25 protein-coding genes are annotated in these 21,905 nt (G+C 61.5%); 13 read left to right on the forward strand and 12 right to left on the reverse strand.

Annotation, left to right across the window (positions count from 1 at the left end; genetic code table 11):
• Positions 1-46: 46 nt before the first annotated feature.
• A complete protein-coding gene (locus tag ACP92_RS02730; protein WP_013232585.1) occupies positions 47-1,999 on the forward strand; it encodes a putative bifunctional diguanylate cyclase/phosphodiesterase in 1,953 nt (650 codons plus the stop codon).
• Between the two features lie 2 nt (positions 2,000-2,001).
• Here ACP92_RS02730 and ACP92_RS02735 read toward each other — a convergent pair whose 3' ends face one another.
• The 3 genes from ACP92_RS02735 to ACP92_RS02745 form a co-directional block, all read right to left on the reverse strand.
• Positions 2,002-2,421 (reverse strand): hypothetical protein, encoded by a 420-nt coding sequence (locus ACP92_RS02735; RefSeq protein ID WP_048348490.1) that lies wholly within the window; start codon positions 2,419-2,421, stop codon positions 2,002-2,004.
• Positions 2,418-2,930: a ferritin-like domain-containing protein gene (locus tag ACP92_RS02740; protein WP_013232586.1), complete on the reverse strand. Its 513-nt coding sequence runs from the start codon at positions 2,928-2,930 to the stop codon at positions 2,418-2,420. The genes ACP92_RS02735 and ACP92_RS02740 overlap by 4 nt, the downstream gene beginning before the upstream one ends.
• A gap of 112 nt (positions 2,931-3,042) precedes the next feature.
• Positions 3,043-3,945: a manganese catalase family protein gene (locus tag ACP92_RS02745; RefSeq protein ID WP_013232587.1), complete on the reverse strand. Its 903-nt coding sequence runs from the start codon at positions 3,943-3,945 to the stop codon at positions 3,043-3,045.
• 367 nt (positions 3,946-4,312) lie between these two features.
• On the opposite strand from ACP92_RS02745, the gene ACP92_RS02750 reads away from it, so the two are divergent.
• Both ACP92_RS02750 and ACP92_RS02755 read left to right on the forward strand, forming a co-directional pair.
• Positions 4,313-5,242 (forward strand): ZIP family metal transporter, encoded by a 930-nt coding sequence (locus ACP92_RS02750; protein ID WP_013232588.1) that lies wholly within the window; start codon positions 4,313-4,315, stop codon positions 5,240-5,242.
• A gap of 70 nt (positions 5,243-5,312) precedes the next feature.
• The gene (locus tag ACP92_RS02755; RefSeq protein ID WP_013232589.1) at positions 5,313-5,870 is read left to right on the forward strand and encodes a hypothetical protein; all 558 of its coding nucleotides are present in this window, start codon (positions 5,313-5,315) and stop codon (positions 5,868-5,870) included.
• 65 nt (positions 5,871-5,935) lie between these two features.
• On the opposite strand, the gene ACP92_RS02760 is transcribed toward ACP92_RS02755, so the two are convergent.
• The 3 genes from ACP92_RS02760 to ACP92_RS02770 form a co-directional block, all read right to left on the reverse strand.
• Positions 5,936-6,427 (reverse strand): YciE/YciF ferroxidase family protein, encoded by a 492-nt coding sequence (locus tag ACP92_RS02760; RefSeq protein ID WP_013232590.1) that lies wholly within the window; start codon positions 6,425-6,427, stop codon positions 5,936-5,938.
• Between the two features lie 129 nt (positions 6,428-6,556).
• The gene (locus tag ACP92_RS02765) at positions 6,557-6,766 is read right to left on the reverse strand and encodes a KGG domain-containing protein (protein WP_013232591.1); all 210 of its coding nucleotides are present in this window, start codon (positions 6,764-6,766) and stop codon (positions 6,557-6,559) included.
• A 430-nt stretch (positions 6,767-7,196) separates the two neighbouring features.
• On the reverse strand, positions 7,197-7,445 hold the full coding sequence (locus tag ACP92_RS02770; RefSeq protein WP_041310081.1) for a hypothetical protein: 249 nt from the start codon (positions 7,443-7,445) through the stop codon (positions 7,197-7,199).
• A 255-nt stretch (positions 7,446-7,700) separates the two neighbouring features.
• On the opposite strand from ACP92_RS02770, the gene ACP92_RS02775 reads away from it, so the two are divergent.
• Positions 7,701-7,931 (forward strand): hypothetical protein, encoded by a 231-nt coding sequence (locus ACP92_RS02775; RefSeq protein WP_041310084.1) that lies wholly within the window; start codon positions 7,701-7,703, stop codon positions 7,929-7,931.
• Between the two features lie 51 nt (positions 7,932-7,982).
• Here the strand turns inward: ACP92_RS02775 and ACP92_RS02780 are convergent, their stop codons facing one another.
• Entirely contained in the window at positions 7,983-8,216 is a 234-nt protein-coding gene (locus tag ACP92_RS02780) for a hypothetical protein (RefSeq protein ID WP_041310087.1), read from the reverse strand.
• A 401-nt stretch (positions 8,217-8,617) separates the two neighbouring features.
• On the opposite strand from ACP92_RS02780, the gene ACP92_RS02785 reads away from it, so the two are divergent.
• The 5 genes from ACP92_RS02785 (at position 8,618) to ACP92_RS02805 (ending at position 12,565) form a co-directional block, all read left to right on the forward strand.
• Positions 8,618-8,809 (forward strand): hypothetical protein, encoded by a 192-nt coding sequence (locus tag ACP92_RS02785; protein WP_041310090.1) that lies wholly within the window; start codon positions 8,618-8,620, stop codon positions 8,807-8,809.
• Positions 8,810-8,906: 97 nt separating this feature from the next.
• Positions 8,907-9,095 carry a hypothetical protein gene (locus ACP92_RS02790; protein WP_041310093.1) on the forward strand — a complete coding sequence of 63 codons (189 nt, stop codon included), beginning with the start codon at positions 8,907-8,909 and terminating at the stop codon, positions 9,093-9,095.
• A 50-nt stretch (positions 9,096-9,145) separates the two neighbouring features.
• Complete coding sequence (locus ACP92_RS02795) at positions 9,146-10,306, forward strand: zinc-dependent alcohol dehydrogenase (RefSeq protein WP_013232595.1); 1,161 nt, start codon at positions 9,146-9,148, stop codon at positions 10,304-10,306.
• Positions 10,307-10,526: 220 nt separating this feature from the next.
• Positions 10,527-11,510: a DUF1852 domain-containing protein gene (locus ACP92_RS02800; protein WP_013232596.1), complete on the forward strand. Its 984-nt coding sequence runs from the start codon at positions 10,527-10,529 to the stop codon at positions 11,508-11,510.
• A gap of 26 nt (positions 11,511-11,536) precedes the next feature.
• Positions 11,537-12,565, forward strand: a complete 1,029-nt coding sequence (locus ACP92_RS02805) for a methionine synthase (RefSeq protein ID WP_013232597.1) — start codon at positions 11,537-11,539, stop codon at positions 12,563-12,565.
• A gap of 143 nt (positions 12,566-12,708) precedes the next feature.
• Here the strand turns inward: ACP92_RS02805 and ACP92_RS02810 are convergent, their stop codons facing one another.
• Both ACP92_RS02810 and ACP92_RS02815 read right to left on the reverse strand, forming a co-directional pair.
• Positions 12,709-13,386, reverse strand: coding sequence for an MgtC/SapB family protein (locus tag ACP92_RS02810; RefSeq protein WP_013232598.1), 678 nt, complete (start codon positions 13,384-13,386; stop codon positions 12,709-12,711).
• 195 nt (positions 13,387-13,581) lie between these two features.
• Positions 13,582-14,028 (reverse strand): winged helix-turn-helix transcriptional regulator, encoded by a 447-nt coding sequence (locus ACP92_RS02815; protein WP_013232599.1) that lies wholly within the window; start codon positions 14,026-14,028, stop codon positions 13,582-13,584.
• A 96-nt stretch (positions 14,029-14,124) separates the two neighbouring features.
• Here ACP92_RS02815 and ACP92_RS02820 point away from each other — a divergent pair, with 96 nt between their 5' ends.
• Positions 14,125-15,303, forward strand: coding sequence for an MFS transporter (locus tag ACP92_RS02820; RefSeq protein ID WP_013232600.1), 1,179 nt, complete (start codon positions 14,125-14,127; stop codon positions 15,301-15,303).
• A 36-nt stretch (positions 15,304-15,339) separates the two neighbouring features.
• Positions 15,340-15,912 carry a class I SAM-dependent DNA methyltransferase gene (locus tag ACP92_RS02825; RefSeq protein ID WP_013232601.1) on the forward strand — a complete coding sequence of 191 codons (573 nt, stop codon included), beginning with the start codon at positions 15,340-15,342 and terminating at the stop codon, positions 15,910-15,912.
• 375 nt (positions 15,913-16,287) lie between these two features.
• Here the strand turns inward: ACP92_RS02825 and ACP92_RS02830 are convergent, their stop codons facing one another.
• On the reverse strand, positions 16,288-16,686 hold the full coding sequence (locus ACP92_RS02830) for a winged helix-turn-helix transcriptional regulator (protein WP_013232602.1): 399 nt from the start codon (positions 16,684-16,686) through the stop codon (positions 16,288-16,290).
• Between the two features lie 109 nt (positions 16,687-16,795).
• Between ACP92_RS02830 and ACP92_RS02835 the strand changes: the two genes are divergently transcribed.
• Positions 16,796-17,413, forward strand: coding sequence for an FMN-dependent NADH-azoreductase (locus ACP92_RS02835; RefSeq protein ID WP_013232603.1), 618 nt, complete (start codon positions 16,796-16,798; stop codon positions 17,411-17,413).
• 66 nt (positions 17,414-17,479) lie between these two features.
• Positions 17,480-18,124 carry a DsbA family oxidoreductase gene (locus ACP92_RS02840; RefSeq protein ID WP_013232604.1) on the forward strand — a complete coding sequence of 215 codons (645 nt, stop codon included), beginning with the start codon at positions 17,480-17,482 and terminating at the stop codon, positions 18,122-18,124.
• Positions 18,125-18,229: 105 nt separating this feature from the next.
• On the opposite strand, the gene ACP92_RS02845 is transcribed toward ACP92_RS02840, so the two are convergent.
• Together ACP92_RS02845 and ACP92_RS02850 are read right to left on the reverse strand one after the other, a co-directional pair.
• Complete coding sequence (locus tag ACP92_RS02845) at positions 18,230-19,882, reverse strand: N-acyl-D-amino-acid deacylase family protein (RefSeq protein ID WP_013232605.1); 1,653 nt, start codon at positions 19,880-19,882, stop codon at positions 18,230-18,232.
• 53 nt (positions 19,883-19,935) lie between these two features.
• Complete coding sequence (locus tag ACP92_RS02850) at positions 19,936-21,891, reverse strand: amidase (RefSeq protein ID WP_013232606.1); 1,956 nt, start codon at positions 21,889-21,891, stop codon at positions 19,936-19,938.
• Positions 21,892-21,905: the final 14 nt, after the last annotated feature.

Here is a 21,905-nt window from a genome sequence, read left to right on the forward strand (position 1 = left end):
CCAGCCCCGTCGCCTGGCGACGCCTTTCCGGCAGAAACTCCCTCAGATGCGTCTTTCCTCATGGATGAGCAGTTTGCGTAACTACTGGCGTGTCGACCACGAGCGGCCGCAGCTGGTGATCGCGCAATACCAGGCGTTCTCGACCAAGATGCCGATGATGTATCTCATCCTCATCATCAACAGCTGGGCCTTGGCCTACACCTATCTCGACCTGGCTCCGCTCTGGCTGGGGCTGTATTTCCCGGCTGTGCTCAGCGTGCTGTGTTCGGTGCGCCTGCTGTTCTGGTGGCGCAACCGCCACCTGGTTCCCACGCCTGTCGCGGCGGCCCAGGCGCTGCGCCGGACCAACCTGCTGGTGGCGCCGATCGCGCTGAGCTTCTCGCTCTGGTCGATCATGCTCTTCCCCTATGGCAACGCCTATGCCCAGGCGCATGTGGCCTTCTACATGGGCATCACGGTCATCTGCTGCATCTTCTGCCTGATGTACCTGCGCTCGGCGGCGCTGACCGGGGCCCTGATCGTCAATGGCATCTTCACGGTCTTCTTCCTGTCCACGCACATCCCGGTCTTCGTGGCGGCTGCGCTCAATGTGGTGCTGGTCACCATCGGCATGCTGGTCATCGTCAACAGCCATTACGAGGACTTCACCCGCCTGGTCGAAGCCCAGCTCAGGACCGCCGTGCTCAGCGATGAGAACCTGCAACTGGCCAATGTGGATTCGCTCACCCAGATCCCCAATCGCCGCAAGTTCTTTGCCCAGCTCAACGAAATCTGCGCGCGCGCCCACGGTGCGCAGCAGCGCTTCGCCGTGGCCATCCTCGACCTCGATGGCTTCAAGGCGGTCAACGATCTGTACGGTCACAGCCACGGCGACCGTCTGCTGGAGCAGGTTGGCCAGCGCCTGCTGACCGCGTGCCGCGACCCGGCGCTGCACCTGGCGCGGCTGGGCGGTGACGAGTTCGCGCTCATCATCGACCGCGACCTGAGCGATGCGGCCCTGCAGGAGATCGGCCAGCAGCTCTGCCACACCCTGCGCCGGGCCTTTGTGCTGGACAAGGCCGTGGTGCAGATTGCCGCCTCGGTGGGCGTGGCCACCTTCCCCGACATGGCCGCCGATGCCGCCACGCTCTACGAGCATGCCGACTACGCGCTCTACCAGGGCAAGCGTGAACGGCGCGGCACGGTCACGCTCTTCTCGGAACACGACAAGGCCCAGATCCGGCGCAAGTCCAACATCGAACAGGCCTTGCGGCTGGCCGATTTCGAGCGGGAACTGTCGGTCTTCTTCCAGCCCATCGTGCGTCTGGACGATGGCCAGGTGATCGCCTTCGAAGCCCTGGCGCGCTGGCACAGCACGGTCAAGGGCGCTGTCTCCCCGGTCGAGTTCATTCCGGCGGCCGAGCGCATGGGCATCATCAACCAGTTGAGCGTGATCCTGCTCAGGAAGGCGCTGGCCGCCGCTGCCAGCTGGCCGGCGCAGATCCGCCTGTCCTTCAACCTCTCGGCCAATGACATCAACAGCAGCGAGGGGATGGCCGAAATCATCAAGCTCATCAGGGAATCCGGATTCTGTCCTTCACGACTGGATCTGGAGATCACCGAGACCGCCCTGCTGCAGGACCTGGAAAAGACCCGCCAGCTCATCCACTCGCTGCGCCAGCTCGGCTGCGGCATCACCCTCGATGATTTCGGCACCGGCTATGCCAGCCTGAGCCACCTGCATGCGTTACCGCTGACCCGCATCAAGATCGACAAGAGTTTCGTGGCAGACATCGGGCAGGATGCGGTGAGCCTGAAGATCGTCAAGTCCCTGCTGGCGCTGACGCTGGACATGGACCTGGCGTGTGTGGTGGAAGGCCTGGAGACGCCGCAGCATCTGGCCGTGCTGCGCGAGCTGGGCGCGATGTATGGACAGGGCTACCTGTACGCCCGCCCCATGGCCGCCGACGATGTCGCGCCCTGGCTGGCGCAGCGGGCCGCCCGCGTGCAGGCAGGCTGAAGTCAGCGTGGCCGGCGCCGTGCGGCATCGAAGTCCATGCCGTTGGCGCGATAGATTTCCTGCAAGGCATTGTGGATGTGGGGATCGTCGCTGGTGACCAGCAGCAGGGCTTCGCAGGACCAGAACACCTCTTGCCGGCCCGCTCCCACGTTGGGATCGTCACGGCTGCCGGCCATGTCCATCCAGCTGCTGTCCTGATGCACATCGGTTTCCTTGTACTCCAGGATGAAGTTGCCGCTGGACGGGCCCGCTTCATCATCCATCACCCGCAGCTCCAGCCGGTCCGCCGGAAAGCCACGTTCGCGCAGGGCGGCATAGGCCTTTTCGGCCCGCGCCAGCGACGGAAAGGGAAAGGCCGCCACCGTGGCGGCTGCCTCGTTGCGCCGGCCTTGCTCCTGGCCCGCCTCGCCGAGCGCGTTCATACCTTGGCCTTCTGGCCGGGCGTGGCCGAACGGATCAGGAAGTCGCGTGTGACCGTGGGCAGGTTGTTGAGCATCCAGCTGCTCATGGCCTTTTCCTGTTCCAGGATCTGCGTACAGACCTGTTCGGTCTCGGTGTCACCGGCTTCGCGGGCAGCAGCGATGAGCGAGGTGTAGCAGGCAATCTCCAGGTTCTCGAAGACGTAGCCAGCGATGGCGCCCTTGACCACTTCGTCGTGCTGGGTCATGCCGCCAGCGGCCTGGGCAAAGGCGGTCATGCGGCCGGCCAGGTCCTTCATCATCGAGGCGCTGCCGTTGAGGCGCTTGATGCAGCCTTCCACCAGTTCTTGCTGGCCCAGGGTTTCCTGCAGGTGGGATTCCAGCCGCGCCTTGAGTTCAGGATAGTGATCGATACGGCTGGCCTGGGCCTTGAGCATCTGCTCGGCCTGCTGCTCCATGGCGTGGGCGTCCTTGAGCCAGGCCAGCAGGTTTTCGTTGACGTCGGTGGTCATGGCAATCTCCTTGGGTAGGTGGGGGGCAGCAGCACAGGGCTGCTGCGCCGTTGGCGGAACTCGGTTGAGGGAAACTCAGCTGAGGGAACTCAGCTGAAGCCACTCAAGGCTGTCAGGGCTTCTTGGCCTTGAGGTTCATCTCCGGATCGGCAGAGCCCAGCTCGGCGCCGGTCAGCGGTTCGCCGTCCTGGGCCGAGGCGGTGCGGGCGGCCAGCTGGTCCAGCACGGCCTGCTCGTCGGCGCTCAGCTCCACGCTGGCCTGGCCGTCACCGCCATCGACGGGAGTGAGCGCATCGGCGCCGTCCAGGCGTTCCCATTGCTTGCCGTCGTTCCACGGCCCGGTCTGTTCGCCCAGCCCTTGCGAGAGGTTGACGTAGACGCGCGAGAAGCGCGGATCGCCCGGCATCTTCCCGGGAGGGAAATTGGGACGGATGGCATAGAGCGCCTTTTCGAAGGACTTCTGGTGCGCGATCTCGCGCGTCATCAGGAAGCCCAGCGCCTCCTTCACGCCCGGGTCGTCGGTGAGATTGATCAGGCGCTCATAGACGATTTTGGCGCGCGCTTCGGCGGCGATGTTGGAGCGCAGGTCGGCAGTGGGTTCGCCGATGGTGTCGATATAGGCGGCGCTCCACGGCACCCCGGCCGAATTGACCAGCGGCGCACCGGCGCCGTACAGCACCTGGGTGACGTGGCTGTCGTTGCCGGCGGCGGTGATGTCCTTGTAGAGCAGGCCTTCTTCTTCCACGCCTTCGGCGAGCTTGCCCTTGGCGCCCTTGTTGAGCATGACCACGATATTGCCGATCACTTCGAGGTGGCTCAGTTCTTCGGTGGCAATGTCGAAGAGCATGTCCTTGCGACCGGGATCATCCTCGGCCAGGGCCTGGGTGAAGTAGCGGCAGGCCGCCGCCAGCTCGCCCTGCGGGCCGCCGAATTGTTCCAGCATCAGATTGGCCAGGCCGGGGTTGGGCGCAGCCACACGCACGGTGTATTGCAGGCGTTTGTTGTGGGCAAACATGTCCGTCTCCTTGTCGGGGTTGGGGATGAGAGTGCGTCGAGTTGGGGAGTGGCCGGACCACGCGCAGCGGATCGCAGGGATCGCCGCGCCGCATCCAGCTCAGAGACGATGCTAGGCCGCAGGTGCTCAGCCATACCATCGGGCGCTGCGGAAAACTGCCGGTGGCGAGCCGCGCATCGGCATGTCGGACATCCTTAGCGCGGCCGTGCGCGTCAGAGGGCGATGAGCGGGTGATTCAGTGTTAGTCCGATGGGACAGCACGCGGGCCTTGGCTAGACTGCTGGGATCATGCGCCGGTACACCAACCGTACGCCAGCAGCACCTTAGCCGTACCTCTCAGTCGTCCCTCTTTACTCCCGGGAGCATCATGTTCGAGGATTTCAAGCCGTCGGCCAGCAGCGCCGCCACGTCCGCCGCCATGGCGGCTCCGGCGGGTGCTGCTGGCCTGGCAGCGGAGCACCGCATGCCCATCCGCTGGCCCATGGTCGCGCTGGCCCTGACGCTGGCCTGTGCAGCCATGGGCTGGTGGAGCGTGCGCGATCCGCGCATCTGGCACGCCTACTGTGGCGGCATGGCCGCCGCTGCCGCCACTGCGGCAGGCACCCTGCCGCTGTTTTTCTCGCGCCGTTTTTCTGCACGCATGGCTGATTGCTGCACCGGTTTCGGCGCCGGCGTGATGCTGGCGGCGTCGGTCTTCTCGCTCATCCTTCCAGCCTTGCAAAGTGTGCGCACTGCCGGCATGGGGCAGGGCCAGGCCAGCCTGGTCATCGGCGCCAGCGTGGTGGCCGGCGCCTTGCTGGTATTGCTGTTGCAGCGCGCCGGCCAAGGGCATGACGACGCCGCGCGGCAGGCGGCGCTGCGGCGGGTCTGGCTGTTCGTACTGACGGTGGGATTGCACAACCTGCCCGAAGGCCTGGCCGTGGGCGTGGCCTATGGCGGCGTGCCGGCCGAGCAGGCCTCGGTGCTGACCTTCGGCATCGCCTTGCAGGATATCCCCGAGGGCATGATCGTGGCCACGGCCCTGCGCGGGATCGGTTATTCGCGGGCCGACGCCATCGGCTGCGGCATCCTCTCCGGTCTGGTGGAGCCGCTGGCGGCCGTGGCGGGCGCGGCCGTGGTGGCTTTGTCGTCGGCGCTGTTGCCGTGGGCGCTGGGCGGCGCCGCCGGCGCCATGCTGTTCGTGCTGGCCCACGAAGTCATTCCCGATCCGCATCGTCGCCACGATGCACTGGCAGCGACCTGCTGCCTCATCGCCGGCTTCGTGCTGATGATGGTGCTGGATACGGCGCTGTCCTGACCCCTTCGCCGGCGCTCACGCGGCGGCGTGGACACGCCGCCGCACTGCCTATCAATGAGGACGATTCACCATGCAAGACCAGGACAGGGACACCCCCTTCGATCCACCGGAACCCCCGCTGACCTATGCCGAACTCTGGCATGGCGCAGACGTGCTCATCCGCAAGGCGGGTGAAGACGAAGCCAGCTCGCGCTGGGTGTTCCTGTCGGCCTTGCTGATGTTGTCGCTGTGCCTGGAAGCCTACCTCAACCATGCCGGCCCGCTGCTCTTCGGCAGCACCTGGAGCGAGGGGCCGCAAGCGCTGGTGCACAAGAACGTACGCGCCAGGCTGGCGCTGATCTGCACAGCCTGTGGCGTGGAATGGAGCGCACGCCGCAAGTACTGGACGGTGGCCTCGACCCTGATCGATCTGCGCACCAGCCTGGTACTGGCGCGCCAGACCCGGCTGAATGCGGCGGCCGATACGCGCACCCAGGAACAGTCCGGGGTGGTCGATCCATCGTGGAGTCCGTATTGCAACCGTGCGGTGGTGCTCGACTATCGCGCCGAGCTGCGCAGCCTGCTGGCGAGCATCCATGGACGGCTGCCCGCACAGGGAAGAGGCAATCTGTTCGCCCTGTCGAGCTAAAAAATAAGTAAAAAAATAGCCCGCCGTGAGGACACGGACGGGCTGCTGCGCGCAGGCCGGAGAAATCAGGCGGCCAGCTTTTCGTTGACCTTCTGCAGCGCCAGGGCGCTGAGCTTTTCGTCGGTGGCCTTTTCTTCCTGCAGGGTTTCGTCGAGCAGGCGGGCCGCATCGTCCAGCCCCAACTGGCGCGCCAGCGCGCACAGGGTGCCATAGGCGGCGATCTCGTAGTGCTCCACCTTCTGGGCTGCGCCGATCAAGGCGGCATCAAGAACAGCGCCCTTCTCGATCTCATCGATTTCTTCGCGGCCTTCTTCCACCAGGCCTTCCATGGCAACGCACTTGATGCGCTTGAGGCGCAGTTCGCTGCCTTCCACCAGGCGGTCGATGCGTTCGATCTGCCCCTGGGTTTCTTCCAGGTGCTGCTCGAAGGCCTGGCGCAATTCAGGCAGGGTGGCCGCGCGCGCCAGGCGCGGCAGCGCGCGGGTCAGTTGTTTCTCGGCGCTGTAGACGTCCGACAGGCTATGGATGAACAGGTCCTTGAGGGTCTTGACGGTCATGCTGATCTCCTTGCTGGATGCAATGATGGGAAGGGTGGGATAGGAAAAAAGGGCGAGCAGGCAAGAGGGCCGGAGAAAAAGAAAGAGGACCCCGCAGGGTCCTCTGCCAGAGGCATGCAGCTAAGGGAATTAGCCGTTGTTGCCGCCCTGGTTGCCACCGCCATGGCTGTTCTGGCCGCCCTTGCGGCCGGCTTCACGCGCCTCTTCCGAAGTGAACTCGTGGGCGGTGCCCTTTTCGTGGGCGGCCTTGCCGCCCTGGCTGGCGATCTCGCGCTGCTTGTTTTCATCCATCGAAGCGAAGCCGCGGTTGCTGGTCGAGCCTTGGTTCTGGTTTGCCATGATGTATCTCCTAATGTCATGAGGGTGGAAAAAACCGCAGGGCCGTCACTGCCCTACGAGTCCTCATCTTAGGGATAGCCTTGCGCCAGCCATATCGGTGCAGCGCTCGACTGAGGGGTGGCGACTACTGTCAGTCTTGCCAGAGTCGCTGAAGAAGAGCCTAGAACTCATTTCATAAATAGGCGTGAGTGCGAGCGAGTCCCGTTTGGGATGAAGTGCAAGGCGCGAATTTGGGTCAAGACTGGGCGTCTTGACCCAAATTCGTAACGCAGCAATTCGCCCAAACGGGCCGCTCCCTCCGGGTTCTGCCCAGAAAGGGCGCTGGCCGCGTTGCGCTCCTTGCGTGTGGCACCGCCACACGACGCGTCGCGCGCCTTGCCAGCGCCCTTTCTGGGCAGAACGCATCTCACGCCTATTTATGAAATGAGTTCTATGCGCGACCGTCGTTGCAAGCATTGCGGGTAAAGGGCGCCTCCGACAGGACGATCTCCATCTGCAGGCACATCCACTTCATCTCGGCCAGGCGCATGCGGAACGCGTGGATGGCGTGGCGGCGTTCGTTCAGGTCGACTACGCGTGAGTTCTCGATGCCGCCCACGGTCTCCAGGGCGTCATGGGCTTGCCGGCTTGCCGAACGCAGGGCGTCGAGACTGTTGAGGAAATGCTGTTCTCTATTCATCGTGTTCTCCTTGTGACGAACTTTCATCATCGTCGTCGGAGCTCGGCGATACAAGCGCTACAGGGGAGAAAAGCGGCGCCAGCAAACGCGCCGCGCGCCTCACGCCCATGCGCCGGGAATGGATGAGCGCAGGACTGGAATCAGCGTCAGGGATGGAAGAGTCAGCTGCGGCGGGACCGTGCCGCTGCGGAACAAAAGACAGGCAAAGCACTCCATTGCCTGTTCGATGTTGAGCCTACTGTACTGGGAATAACAATGAAGAAGAAGCAAGCACTGATCGAAGGCGTGAACCGGCTCAAGGCCTCCCACGAACAGGCGGCCGGCATCCTGCAGGTGATCGTCCACGATGTAGTCAGACTCAGCAAAGGCAGCGAAGGGCTGCCCGACCGCAAGCACTTCAAGCGCTACCGGCGCGCCATCAAGGAACTCAAGCTGCAGTGCCTGCAAGTGGAGATGGTGCTGGCCGAATTCGACCGTGAGGAATGAAGCCGGACAGCCGCCGCCAGGTGGGCGACGGCGTCCGATGCCGTCGGGCAATTACAGTTGCGGACTATTCTCACGCAGGTCCAGGTCGGAATAGTTCTCTCCCTCGGGCTTGTTCTTCGAGCCGTATTCGCGGCTGTCACCCGGTGCATAACGCTCACCGCCGCCGCGCAGGTCGCGTTCATTGCTGCCGCTGTGGGCATTGTGTTCGCCCGCCGGTTGCGGTTGCAGATCCTGCGGTCCCGAGGTGTGTTCGCCGTGGGTGTGCTTGTTGATGGCGTCGCTCATGCTGTCCTCCTTGGCTAGGAAAAATGGGGATGGAAAGGCGCGATGCGTAGTTCGCGTCGATTCGCATCGATTCGCATCGATTCGTATCAAATTCGCATCATGATCCTAGCGCCCCCGACCGCTCGGGTATGTCGGCCAGCCTGCAGATCCCATCGCGCCTTCCTCTGACGTCCATGCCGGAATCGGCCCGCGGCGATGCGCTCATCAAAGCGGACTGACGTGTCCGTCAGCGCTGGCCGACACCGCATGGCGGGCCTCGCTGATGGCTGCACGGTTCCAAGCTCCCTACTCTTGATACCGAAGGCGCACGGCCGCGGCCAGCGCATGCTGACTGCGGCGGGCCTTCGGGTCACTGGCAGACCAGGACGACCCTTCTATTCAACCGAGCAAGGAGATAGCACATGTCTAGCGAACATACCCGCGGCGGCAGCCACGAACAGCACGTCAAGGCAGGACAGCAGAGCCACAAGAACTCCCCCGGTTCCTCCTCCGGCAGCGGCAGCAAGTCGGCCAGCGCTGGCGGCTCTTCCCAGGGCGGTTCGCATGAGCAGCACGTGAAGGCTGGCCAGCAAAGCCACAAGAACAGCAAGTGATGCCTTGCCCGCGCCACTTGACGCCTAGCGAACGGCCGCCGCGCGCGGCCGTTTGTATTGGCATCCTTTTTCCCTCACGCACCCAGGAGCTCGTGTCATGGCCATCGAATCCAAACTCCCCACCCGGGCCAACCCCAGTCCGGCGCAATCCTCGTCGGACGCCACCGCCCGCCAGGCGCGCAGCGACCACGTCGAGAACCGCGAGACCAGCACCGATCACGCCAACAAGGAAATCGCCAAGCCCGAGTTCGATGTAGTGCAGGAGCAGGCCCGCTCGCCGCAGTAAGGCAGGCGCGGTTCCGCACCAGATCAACCCATTGCCGAGAAGGAGACGCCATGCGCGCCTTGCTCTATCATTCCGCCCACGATGTCCGGGTCGAGACGGTACCCGACCCGATCATCCAGGAAGCCGACGACGTCATCCTCAAGGTCACCGCCACCGCCATCTGCGGCTCCGACCTGCACCTGTACCGGGGCAAGATCCCCGCCACCAAGGCTGGCGACATCCTCGGCCATGAATTCATGGGCGTGGTGGTGGAAGCGGGACCGGCGATCAAGCGCCTCAAGAAAGGCGACCGCGTCGTGGTGCCCTTCGTGATTGCCTGCGGGCAGTGCTTCTTCTGCGACCAGCATCTCTACGCCGCCTGCGAAACCACCAACCCCGACCGCGGCGCGTTGATGAATGCCAAGGGCATTCGTTCCGGCGCCGCCATGTTCGGCTACAGCCACCTGTATGGTGGCATGCCCGGCGGACAGGCCGAATACGTGCGCGTGCCCAAGGCCGACGTCGGACCGATCCGCATCGACTCGGCGCTGGCCGATGAGCAGGTGCTGTTCCTGAGCGATATCCTCCCTACCGGCTATCAGGCCGTGAAGAACGCCGGCGTACGTGAAGGCTCCAGCGTCGCCATCTACGGCGCCGGACCGGTCGGCCAGATGGCGGCGGCATCGGCGCGCATGCTGGGCGCGGAAAGGATCTTCATGGTCGATCACCACGCCTACCGGCTGCGCTTTGCCCAGGAGCAGTACGACGTCATTCCCGTCAATTTCGACCAGGTTGATCCGGCGGAGTACATCATCGCCAATACCGCCGGGCGCGGCGTGGATGGCGTGATCGATGCGGTCGGCTTCGAAGCCAAGGGCAGCGTGCTGGAGACCGCCATGACCACGCTGAAGCTGGAGGGCAGCAGCGGCCAGGCGCTGCGTCATTGCATCGCCTCGGTGCGGCGCGGCGGGGTCATCAGCGTGCCGGGCGTGTATGCCGGCTTCATCCATGGTTTCCTGTTCGGCGACATCTTCGAGAAGGGCGTCACCGTCAAGACCGGCCAGACCCATGTCCAGCATTACATGCCCGAACTGCTGGCCAGCATCGAGGAAGGCCGTCTGCGCCCGGACGCCATCATCACCCACCGCCTGCCGTTGGAAGACGCCGCGCGCGGCTACCAGATCTTCAACGACAAGCTGGAAGACTGCCGCAAGGTGGTGTTGACCGCCTGAGGCCGCCCTGCGCGGGTAAAGCCTGGCGCCGGATGAAGCCAATGTATGAGCAAATATAATGGATCAATGAGATCAAATCATTTTTATTCATGATTGCATCCGCATAGAATTCACCCCACACATTGACCACCTCGAGTCAGCCCTTGCCGGTCTGCCCATGCAGGCAGGGCAGCCCGGCAAGGCGCGGACTCGAGTTCAGCAATCACGGGGCCGGATCATCATGGATAAAGATTTGTCGTTTGCCATCAAGCGCATTTGCTTCGACGAGGACTATCGTCCCGCCGACAACACCCGCATCACCACCAACTTCGCCAATCTGGCCCGTGGGGCGCAGCGCCAGGAAAACCTGCGCAACACCTTCCGCATGATCAACAACCGCTTCAACGCGCTGGCGCACTGGGACAATCCCAAGGGCGACCGCTACGCCGTGGAGCTGGACATCATCTCCGTCGAGATGGGCTTTGCGGGCGAAGACCACGCCCAGGCGCTGCCACTCATCGAGGTGCTCAAGACCAGCATCGTCGACCACAAGACCGGCGAGCGTATCGAGGGCATCGTCGGCAATAACTTTTCATCCTACGTGCGCGATTACGACTTCAGCGTCGTGCTGCTGGAGCACACCCGCGGCCAGCCCGACTTCAGCGTGCCGGAGCATTTTGGCGAGCTGCATGGCAAGCTCTTCAAGCGCTTCGTGCAGTCGCAGGCCTACCAGGCGCACTTCAGCAAGCCGCCCGTGATCTGCCTGAGCGTGGCCAGCAGCAAGACCTACCATCGCACCGAAAATCTGCATCCGGTGCTGGGCGTGGAGTACCTGCAGGATGAATATTCGTTGACCGACGCCTACTTCGGCAAGATGGGCCTGAAGGTGCGCTACTTCATGCCACCCGACAGCGCCGCGCCGCTGGCGTTCTACTTCAGCGGCGATCTGCTCAGCGACTACACCAACCTGGAACTGATCAGCACCATCAGCACGATGGAGACCTTCCAGAAGATCTATCGCCCCGAGATCTACAACGCCAATTCCGCCGCCGGCAAGACCTACCAGCCCAGCCTGAAGCACCAGGACTATTCCCTCACGCGCATCGTCTATGACCGCGAAGAGCGCAGCCGCCTGGCAATCGAGCAGGGCCGGTTTGCCGAGGAACACTTCATCAAGCCCTACCAGGCCCTGCTCGACCAGTGGTCGGCCAGCTACGCCCATTGATCTCTCCATCTACAAGGTCTTCCACCGTGAAAAAAAGATTGCCCACCTCCACCGCCGGCAGCCTGCCGAAGCCCGCCTGGCTGGCCGAGCCTGAAAAACTCTGGTCACCCTGGAAGCTGCAAGGCGCAGAACTCGAAGACGCCAAGCGCGACGCCCTGCGCCTGTCGCTGCAAGAGCAGCAGCATGCCGGCATCGACATCGTCAGCGACGGCGAACAGACTCGCCAGCATTTCGTGACCACCTTCATCGAACACCTCGACGGCGTCGATTTCGCCAAGCGCGAGACGGTGCGCATCCGCAATCGCTACGACGCCAGCGTGCCGACCGTGGTCGGCGCCGTGTCGCGCCCCAAGCCGGTGTTCGTGGACGATGCGCGATTCCTGCGCAGCCAGACCGACCAGCCGATCAAGTGGGCGCTGCCTGGCCCCATGACAATGATCGACACCCTGTACGACAGCCATTACAAGAGCCGCGAAAAGCTGGCCTGGGAATTCGCCACCCTCCTCAACCAGGAAGCCCGCGAGCTCGAAGCGGCGGGGGTGGACATCATCCAGTTCGATGAGCCGGCCTTCAATGTCTTCTTCGATGAAGTCAACGACTGGGGCGTGGCCACCCTGGAGCGCGCCATCGAAGGGCTCAAGTGCGAGACCGCGGTGCACATCTGCTATGGCTACGGCATCAAGGCCAACACTGACTGGAAGAAGACACTGGGTTCCGAGTGGCGGCAATACGAAGAGACTTTCCCCAGGTTGCAGGCCTCCAGCATCGATATCGTCTCGCTGGAGTGCCACAATGCACGCGTGCCGATGGACCTGATCGAGCTCATTCGCGGCAAGAAGGTGATGGTCGGCGCCATCGATGTGGCCAATCATGGGGTGGAGAGCGCCGAGGAAGTGGCGGCGACCTTGCGCCGCGCCTTGCAGTTTGTGGAGGCGGACAAGCTCTATCCTTGCACCAACTGCGGAATGGCGCCGCTGCCGCGGGACGTTGCGCGGGGGAAGCTTGCTGCACTGAGTGCAGGGGCGGAGATTGTGCGCAGGGAGCTGGGGGCTTGAATCCTGGCTGTCTTTTTCAGAACGGCATGCTTGGATGGCCCTCGCCCGCTTGCGCGGGCTAGGGCTGCATGCGCCGGTCTGCCGGTGGCGTGTCGTATCCCACCCAACGGCATGCCCGGCCCCCTCCGCTGCAGTGCGTCCCTCTACACTTCTGTGTGATCAAAGGATTTCACCCCTTCGAGTTGCATAAAGGTCTGCATCACTTTCTGGAACTCTCTTTCGGACAAGCGACTGAAGACGATAAAGACTTCATCGTATCTTTCATCCTGGTCGCGCTTGACGACGAACTTGCTGACGCAAGCGGCGGACCTGCCGAGCAAGGTGGGCAGGTGGCTCATGTTGAAGCTGTCCGCCAGGACCAGGAACTTCACGCCCCGTTTTTGCTTGTCCGCGAAAAAACGGCGCTCCAAGGGCTTCATGCCGGCCAGGATGAGGAGGACAATGAAGGTTCCCGCCACCGCCGCCACATACATGCCACCGCCTACCGCCAAGCCGATGGCCGCGACCGTCCACAGGCTGGCGGCGGTGGTGAGGCCACGGATGATCTCGCCGCGCAGAAGGATGGAGCCTGCGCCCAGGAAGCCAATGCCCGACACCACCTGGGCAGCCATGCGGGACGGGTCAAGCACAACCTTGTCCGATTGCAGGATGTTGGCAAAGCCATAGGCCGACACCAGCATGATCAAGGTCGAGCCCACGCTCACCAGCATATGCGTACGTAAGCCTGCCGCCCAGGAAAGACGCTCGCGCTCGATCCCGATCAGGCTGCCCAGTACTGCCGAGACCGTCAATCTAAGGATGACCTCTGTTGCTGAAATCATGTGCTTCTCCTCCTAGGCAAGGATGGTGGATGAACGACTGCGTTCCTCCTGTCAAGGAATAAATTATTTATATCATTATTTTCTGAGACAGGTTCCGGCATGGAAAATTCGCTGACAGGCCGGGGAGGACCTTGATCTGCCGAACACAGGCGCGACAGTCTTGCCCATCTGTTGCGGTCACCGTTGCCATAACCCTCATTTCACTTTCCTGACCAGCGTCCGGGCCGGATTCAGGTGGCTTCCATCCCTGGATATAGGCGCCATATAGGCCACGGGCTTTCCGGTGTCCGTATCGATGAGCACCGAGTGTTTCTCACCGCGCTTGAACAAGTGCGCCTCGCCCCATTGCCTCAGCGCCACGACCAGTGGAAACAGGCCGAGGCCGGTTTCGGTCAGTACATATTCCTGATACGAAGTCCCGTCCGATGCCGCTTGCATTTCCAGAATGTTGGCATCCACGAGCTTGCGCAAGCGATCTGCCAGGATATTCTTCGACACCGACAAGTTACGCTGAAAGTCACCGAACCTGCGTATCCCATCAAATGCATCCCGCACGATCAGCAGCGCCCATCGGTCTCCCACCACGTCCACGCTACGTGCGACGGGGCAATGTTCTTCGTGGTGATCCGCATGACTTGACATGGCTCTTCCTGGCTCGTGTGGATGGCAAAGTGGTTGCATTTTAAAATCGTGTGGCATAGCATTCAACTGGTTTCAAATCAGAACCAGATTGATGGCATGGCGACTTCTTCCCCTCCCTTATCCCAAGGCTTGCTTCTCCTGTTCGCGATTGCAAGCGGCTTGAGCGTGGCCAACGTTTATTACGCGCAGCCTTTGCTGGATGCGCTGTCTGACGATTTCAAGATCAGCCAGGCGGCAGTGGGCGGTGTCGTTACCGCCACCCAGCTTGGCTGTGCACTTGCCTTGCTTCTGCTGGTGCCGCTGGGCGACAAGGTCCCGCGCAAGATGCTGATGGGCATTCAATTGCTTGCCCTGGTGTGTGCGCTAGTGACAGTGGGACTGGCGCGTTCTTCCTATGTGCTTTTGGCGGGCATGCTGGCGGTCGGCCTGTTGGGCACGGCCATGACGCAAGGGCTCATCGCCTATGCGGCAAGCGCCGCAGGAGAGGATGAACGTGGACGTGTGGTGGGTGCGGCGCAAAGCGGCGTGTTCATCGGTTTGCTCCTGTCGCGCGTGTTCTCGGGCGCCGTCAGCGATGTCACGGGGTGGCGGGGCGTCTATCTCTGTGCAGCGATCATGATGCTGTGCCTGGCTTGGCCATTGTGGAAGCGCCTGCCGGCGATACCGGTACAAGCGGACGGATTGAGGTATCTGACACTCATCAAGTCGATGTGGTGCTTGCTGCGTGATGATAAAGTGCTGCAGGTGCGTGGCGTGCTGGCAATGCTGATGTTCGCCGCCTTCAATGTTTTCTGGAGTGCGCTGGTCCTGCCGCTGAGCGCAAGCCCCTACCATTTCTCGCACACCGTGATCGGCGCCTTCGGACTGGTGGGTGTCATTGGGGCGCTGGCGGCATCGAAGGCCGGGAGATGGTCAGACCAGGGACATGCGCAACGCACCAGTGCGGTTTCATTAGCGGTGCTGCTGCTGGCATGGTGGCCGCTTTCACTGATGGAGTCTTCCTTGTGGGCATTGGTGGCGGGGATCATCCTGCTCGACCTGGGCGGTCAGGCTTTGCATGTGACGAACCAGAGCTTGATCTTTCGGAGCAGCCCGCAAGCGCATAGCCGGCTGGTGGGCGTCTATATGTTGTTTTACGCGGTAGGCAGTGGCCTGGGCGCCATTTCCACCACGGCGATCTATGCGGCCAGAGGATGGCAGGGCGTGTGTTTTCTCGGCGCCGCCGTGAGCTTCATCGCGTTGCTGTTCTGGCTGATGGCCAGGCGCGGCGATTGAATAGCCAGATAATTCGGAGAAGAAGGAGCACCCGCAATGGACAACGCAAAGGCCTGGGAGGCGGCTGCCGCTGGATTTGCAGCAGCCCGCTCCAATATCGGCAGCGAGATCGTGAGACAGTGGGCTAGCGGATTTGGGACAGGCAGCGAGGTAGTGGATATGGGTTGCGGATCAGGTGTGCCGATTTCCCAGGTATTAATCGATGCCGGTTTGACGGTCTTTGGGATCGATGCCTCTCCAACACTGCTGGCGATGTTCGCCGATCGCTTCCCGCAAGCGCGTGCGGTTTGTGAAACGATACAGGAGAGCACGCTTTTTGGCAGGAAGTTTGACGGTGCAGTGGCGGTGGGACTTCTTTTCCTCCTTTCCGAGAGTGATCAACGAGGGATGATTGACAAGGTAGCGCAAGCTCTTCGACCAGGTGGGCGCTTCCTGTTTAGTGCGCCGGCTATCCGATGTGAATGGAGAGATATCCAGACAGGGCAGCTATCGCTGTCTCTGGGGGAGGCGGAGTACAGGCGACTGTTGAATGCAGCGGGTATGCATCTTGGGAATGGGTATGTGGATGAGGGCGGTAACCATTATTTTGATGCTGTGTTGACTACTTGATTGAAAAAATCAGTTGAGTGATCTTTGAATTTTCGGTCAGAAGTGGTCAATCCTAATGATCAAGAATTTGATCATCTCTCTGAAATAAGAAAATTAAAATGGTGTGAAAATCGGCTATTGTGGCGCGCTTCAAAAGAATCGCTTTGACTCTTGTTTGTGGAATGGTTTTTCAATCTCAGACGAAGTGGCGGAGAGAAGGATGTCCGATGCTATCGCAGGCGCTGCACAACGGTTGAAGGGCGCCTGCCAATAACGCGCATTCAAAATATCGAAAAAGAGGCTCTGAGAGTTCGGGCTCCTGCTCCTGTCAGTATGTAAATGTCTGCTACGCGTTCGATGGCGATGTTCGATAGAAACGGCCCTTCTTCCGGCCCCTTAGGTAGTTTCGGACTTTGTATCAAAGTGTGCGCGTGCTGCTGATATGGCCAGCTTATTTGCGTCAGCCCACTTGACCAGCGACATGACTGGTCCCCACAGTGTCATTCCTAGCGCAGTGAGTTCGTAATCTACTCGCGGCGGAATCGTTGGATATATCGTTCGGGTAATCAGCCCGTCGCGTTCCAGACCTCGCAGGGTCAGCGTCAGCATACGTTGTGAAATGCCGTCTATTTCCCGCTTCAACTCATTGAACCGCCTAGTTCCATTTGCCAGCGTGGCGATGATATAAAGGCTCCACTTGTCGCCGACGCGATCGAGGATCTCCCGGGTGACGCGGCAGCCTTCTGACTCAGGGGACGGCATGTCTTTGGGTAGCTCAATGTGACTTGGTGACATACATGTGCCTCCTTGTGAATTAACGAAGAGAACCATACCATCCTCAGTATGGTTTAGTAATTCAGATTATTTAAATTACTTAGTTCTTACTTTATACCAGGGAGTCATCATGACGCACGTCCTGCTAATCACTTCAAGCCCTCGTGGAGCTGACAGTCTTTCTTCCAGATTTGCCACTGAAATCGCCGAAGGCATTAAGGCTAGCTCTGCCGGAACGCTGAAAGTGCGCGATCTCATAGCAGATCCGCTTCCTCACATCACTTCAGCGTACATCCAGGGGCGGCTCACAGCCCCAGAGAACAGAACACCCGACCAGGTTGCGGCGGTGGCGCTCGCACAAGAGTTGGTGGATGAGTTAAAGGCCGCCGACATAGTTGTAATTGGATCGGGAATGATCAACTTCGGCCCCTCCTCGCAGCTCAAGGCTTGGTTTGATCACGTAACATGGCCGTCAGTCACTTTTGCCTATGATGACAATGGGCCGAAGGGCTTGCTGACTGGCAAGAAGACCTACCTCGTTGCCGCAGCCGGCGGCGTGTTCTCTGAAGGAATTTGGGCAGCGTTTGACTTCCAGAGCAACTATCTTCTGCACCTGCTCAGTTTCATTGGTCTGAGCGACGTTGAAATGGTGTGTGTAGAAGGTACTGTGTTTGGTCCGGACGCGGCAAAGGCGGCCATCGCAAATACTGAGGCGGCCGTGCAAGTCCTGTTGAATAAGGCGGCATGATCACGACGGCGAAGAACGCCGTCATGCTGTTGGGTACGGGTAACTGCTAAAAGGACGGCTTAGATCATGTTGCGAATTGACCTCTATACGGAGATCACCTGTCCATGGTGTTTTGTGGGGCAGCACCGGCTCGACAAGGTTCTTCGAGAACGCTTTGCGGAGCTGACGGCGGACATTCACCATCATCCGGTTCTTTTACTACCGGACGCGCCGGTGACGGGACTCTACATCCCCGACTTGTTGCGCACGCGCTATGGCGTGACAGATCCAAAGTCAGCATTTTCCCGTCCAGAATCTGAGGCTCGCGCATCCGGGTTCCACTTGGATCTTAGCCGCCAGCGTTACGCCTATCCGACACAAGCGGCGCACGCTATCATTTTGGCGGCCAGAGAGCGCCGCACGCAGCACCAGCTCGCCATCGCAATTACGGACGCATACTTTATCGATGCGAAAAACATCTCCGATGTTGATGTATTGGCTGATCTTGCTGCAGATCACGGATTTAGTGCGGATGAAGCCCGTGCTATAGCGCTTGATCCAATACAACACAAGCGGATCGAGCAACAGGCTGCGAACTCCAATGCCGTCGGCGTAAATTCGGTTCCGCACTTTGTTTTCGGAAGCAACTCAGCCCTCAATGGAGCGTGCAGCGAAGGTGAAATTGCTCACGTGATCGGGAAGACGTTGCACGCCGTCACCGGAGGTCGATAACCACCTCGGCGTAGCCAGCGATCGCCGAGAATCAGACCTTCAATTCACTATTGTAGGGTCAATAATAATCGGGCTCTCATGTATTCATTATGCGTTTATCCAAAGTCAGGATTGAGGACAAGCGCCTTGCTTTGGTGTACGTAACAATGGCCGCCCCGGCATGGCGTTCGTCAGCCTGCCCTCATCGACAACCAGTTCGCCGTTGACCACGGTCGCAACAACTCCCACCGATCGCTCTTCATTGTTGACGTAGGTGGCGCGCGGAGCGTATGCAATGGGATCGAACACGACCACGTCGGCAAAATGACCCGGCTGCAGACGCCCTCGTCTGGCGATGCCCAGCGCGTCTGCCGGATAGGAGGTGCTGCTGCGGATGAACTGCGCCAACGTGATGGTGTGCTGGTTCCGTACATATTCGTGATACTTCTCGGCAAACGACGCCACTGTACGCGGATGGCCGTGGAAGGAATCGGATGAGGTCATCACCCATGGACGTTTCATGAATGCCACCACATCCTTATTGCTCTGGTTGAAGGAGGCGATGACGATTTCACTATCTCGAAGAACCTCAATGGCGGCGCTGACCGGATCAGTGTTGCGCTCTTGCGCAAGCTGTTCAAGCGTCTTGCCGACGTACTTGGGGTTGCCCTGGGAAAAGAGGATGGCGCCGGCCCCGTTGCGCAAACGCAGGTTCTCGCCAATGTCGCGGTGCAGGCGTTGCTGCTGAGCTGGATCGTCGAATCTCCTGAGCATGGCAGGGCGACCACCATCCAATGCCCAGGGTGGTATAAGCGCCGCCGAGAACCGCGTGCTGGAAGCGAGCCAAGGGTACTGGTCGGCGGTAATGCGCAGCCCTTGCGCACGTGCAGCCTCGATCATGCGGATGATGGCGCCGCTCTGTCCTTCCACGCTTTTTCCCAGCGCCTTGATATGGGCCACATTGGCGGCAATGCCCGCCTCTCTGGCAATGCGGATGACTTCCCGTATCGATTCGGCAAGCCCGACGTTGTAGGAGGCCTCGTCGCGAATATGGCTGTCGTAGATGCCGCCGTATTGCGCAGCAACCTTGGCCAGGGCGATCACCTCTCCGGTGCTGGCAAAGTTCTGCGGAGCATAGAACAGTCCCGTTGAGAAGCCAATGGCGCCCTCGCACATGCCCTTGGCGACCAGGGCCTTCATCGCTTCCAGCTGCTTCTGGTCGGGCTGCTGGTCCGCCTCGCCGAGCTGGCTTCGCCTGATGGGGCCGAAACCGACATACATGGCGGCGTTCGGCCCTATCCCATGCCTGCTCAGCCAGGCGGCCTGTTGGGCGACTTCATAGCTGCCGCCGCCATCGTTGCCGATGACGGCGGTCGTCACGCCCTGTGTGAGGAAGTAATCCACCTGCCGCTTCTTGATGTCGTCGGTGAACATGTCTCTATCGGCGTGCGTATGCGCGTCAATGAACCCTGGCGCCACGATGGCCCCGCGGGCATCGATGACGCGCAGCGCCGTGAAGCGCGAGCGATCGGCCTTGCCGACATAGACGATGCGGTCGCCTGCAATGCCGAGCTCGCCGGATAGGGGCTCATCATGCTCGCCGTCATAGATACGATCGCTCTGAATGATAAGGTCGAGCTGGACAGGCTGGGCGATTGCCACGCCGGATGTCGCAAAGCACGCTGCCACCGTTGCGATGGCCATCTTGCGCAGATGCTGCTGGCCTGCCTTGCCAGGCAGGGCGGTGCGGCTGGCTGGCGAATGATTTCTTCCTGGCATAGGTATTCCTTGATGTGGGGGACATGCAGCACCGGCGGCGGCCCTGTGCATCCTCAGTCAGCCAACACCAGTGGCTGGCGTCCAGCTCCCAAGGGGGCGCTTCGTGTGTAGAAATCCACGTAGAGCTTCCCTGCCAGCAGCGCTTCCCGGTCTTTTCCCTGCAGTACGATCGATGCCTTGACGCTCTTCTGGTGTTGCCGCAGCAGGTTGGCGACCACCGGTCCCGGCTTGTCGGCCTCGCCGCGCTGCAGCGCCAGGCTGATCACATCGGACGCCGCCACCTTCCTGGCGCTGGCCTGATAGTCCAGCCGGGCGGTGACCGGGTCGTAGGCAAGTTCTACGCGTACCGACGCATCGCCAGGCTGATCCAGCACGATGGGCTTGATGCGCCTGAGTCCCGGCGCTTTGCCTGCGACCAGGGCGGGTGTGCTGTATGGCGATCGCCGTGGACCGATCTTTTGTTCCCATCCGTAGGCAAGGCCGAGCAAGGCGGGCTCTGCAAATTCCGGGGCCAGCAGCTCCAGCGATACCGGCAAGCCGTCTTCGGTAAAGCCGACCGGCAAGGCAAGCGCCGGCAATCCCGTGGTGGCGCTCAGCTGGCAATTCATGGCGCCGCCTTGCGGCTCTCCGATCAAGGCGGCCTTGCGCTGGATGGTGGGATAGACGAGCGTATCGAGATGGTTTTTCTGCATGACATCAGTCATCAGGCTCTTCAAGGCGCTCCGTTTAAGCATGACCTTCTCCAGCTCCTCCTTGTCTTTCGGATTCTGCAGATCCACGCTGTTACGCAGGCGCAAGCCGGCCTCGAGCAGCTCATGCTCCATGCCCCGCGCCAAGATCTCGCCAAGGCTGCCGACCGGAGCGCCCGGATGACTCTGGAGATAAGCGCCCAGGTCATACTTGAATTCATAGGGAATGATGCTGCTGCCGCTGAGCAAGCCGTCGAGTTCCGGGATGGTGACGTCGGTGACAATCGCGCCCTGGTCCTTGAGTTGTTGCAGGGCCTTGTTGATGGCGGCAGACACTTCCGCATCCTCGGGCGCGGCGCCGAAGAGTGCGCGGAGGACGCCGATCCTGGCCCCTTGCAGACTGTCGGCCCGCAAACCATCCCGATACGACTTGGGGATGTGGCCATTGGCGTCCACGGTGGAGCTGTCCTGTGGATCGCTGCCTACCGTGGCGTCCAGCATGATCGCAAGATCTTCCACCGACCTTGCCAGCGGGGCGGCGACATCCTGGGTCGAGGAGAGCGGCATGACGCCGCTGCGGCTGGCCAATCCGCGCGTCGTGCGCAAGCCGAACAGGTTTTGATGCGCTGCCGGGATGCGGATCGAGCCACAGGTGTCGCTGCCCATCCCCGCTGCAGCGAAGCTTGCCGCCACGGCGGCACCGGTGCCACCACTGGAGCCTCCCGGGGCGCGTCGCGGGTCATAGGGATTACGGGTGAATCCGGTCAGGGAGGAGACTGTGGTCACCCCGGCGGCCAATTCGTGCATCGTGGTCTTGCCGAGGATGACCGCGCCGGCCTCACGCAAACGCTTGACCTGGAAAGCATCCGCCTGGGCCTGCAGGGTGGCCAGGGCCAGTGTCCCGCCGGTGGTGGGCATGTCCACGGTGTCGTAGTTGTCCTTGACCAGGATAGGTATGCCGTGCAGGGGACCGCGCGGTCCTGACTGGCGACGCTCGCGGTCGAGCTGGTCTGCCTCTTCCAGCGCTTTGGGATTGAGCGTGACGATGGCGTTGAGCGAAGGACCTTGCTGATCATAGGCCCGGATACGGGCGAGATAGGCCAGCACCAGGCTGCGTGAGGTCGCCCGTCCGGCATCCTGCGCGGACTGGAGATGGGTGATGGAGGCTTCGAAGACCGGGTCTTGTGCCAGCCTACGCTGGCTCGCCGTTTCCTTGCCCTGGGCGAAGGACGTCTGCGTCATGGCGCCCAGCAGCATGGCGGTGAAGACAACTGACGACGCCCGCGCGAATGATGAAGTGTTGTTGCTGTGATATTTCATGATCGATCCTTTGG

Source organism: Herbaspirillum seropedicae, assembly GCF_001040945.1.
In the GTDB taxonomy this organism is placed as follows: Bacteria; Pseudomonadota; Gammaproteobacteria; order Burkholderiales; family Burkholderiaceae_D; genus Herbaspirillum; species Herbaspirillum seropedicae.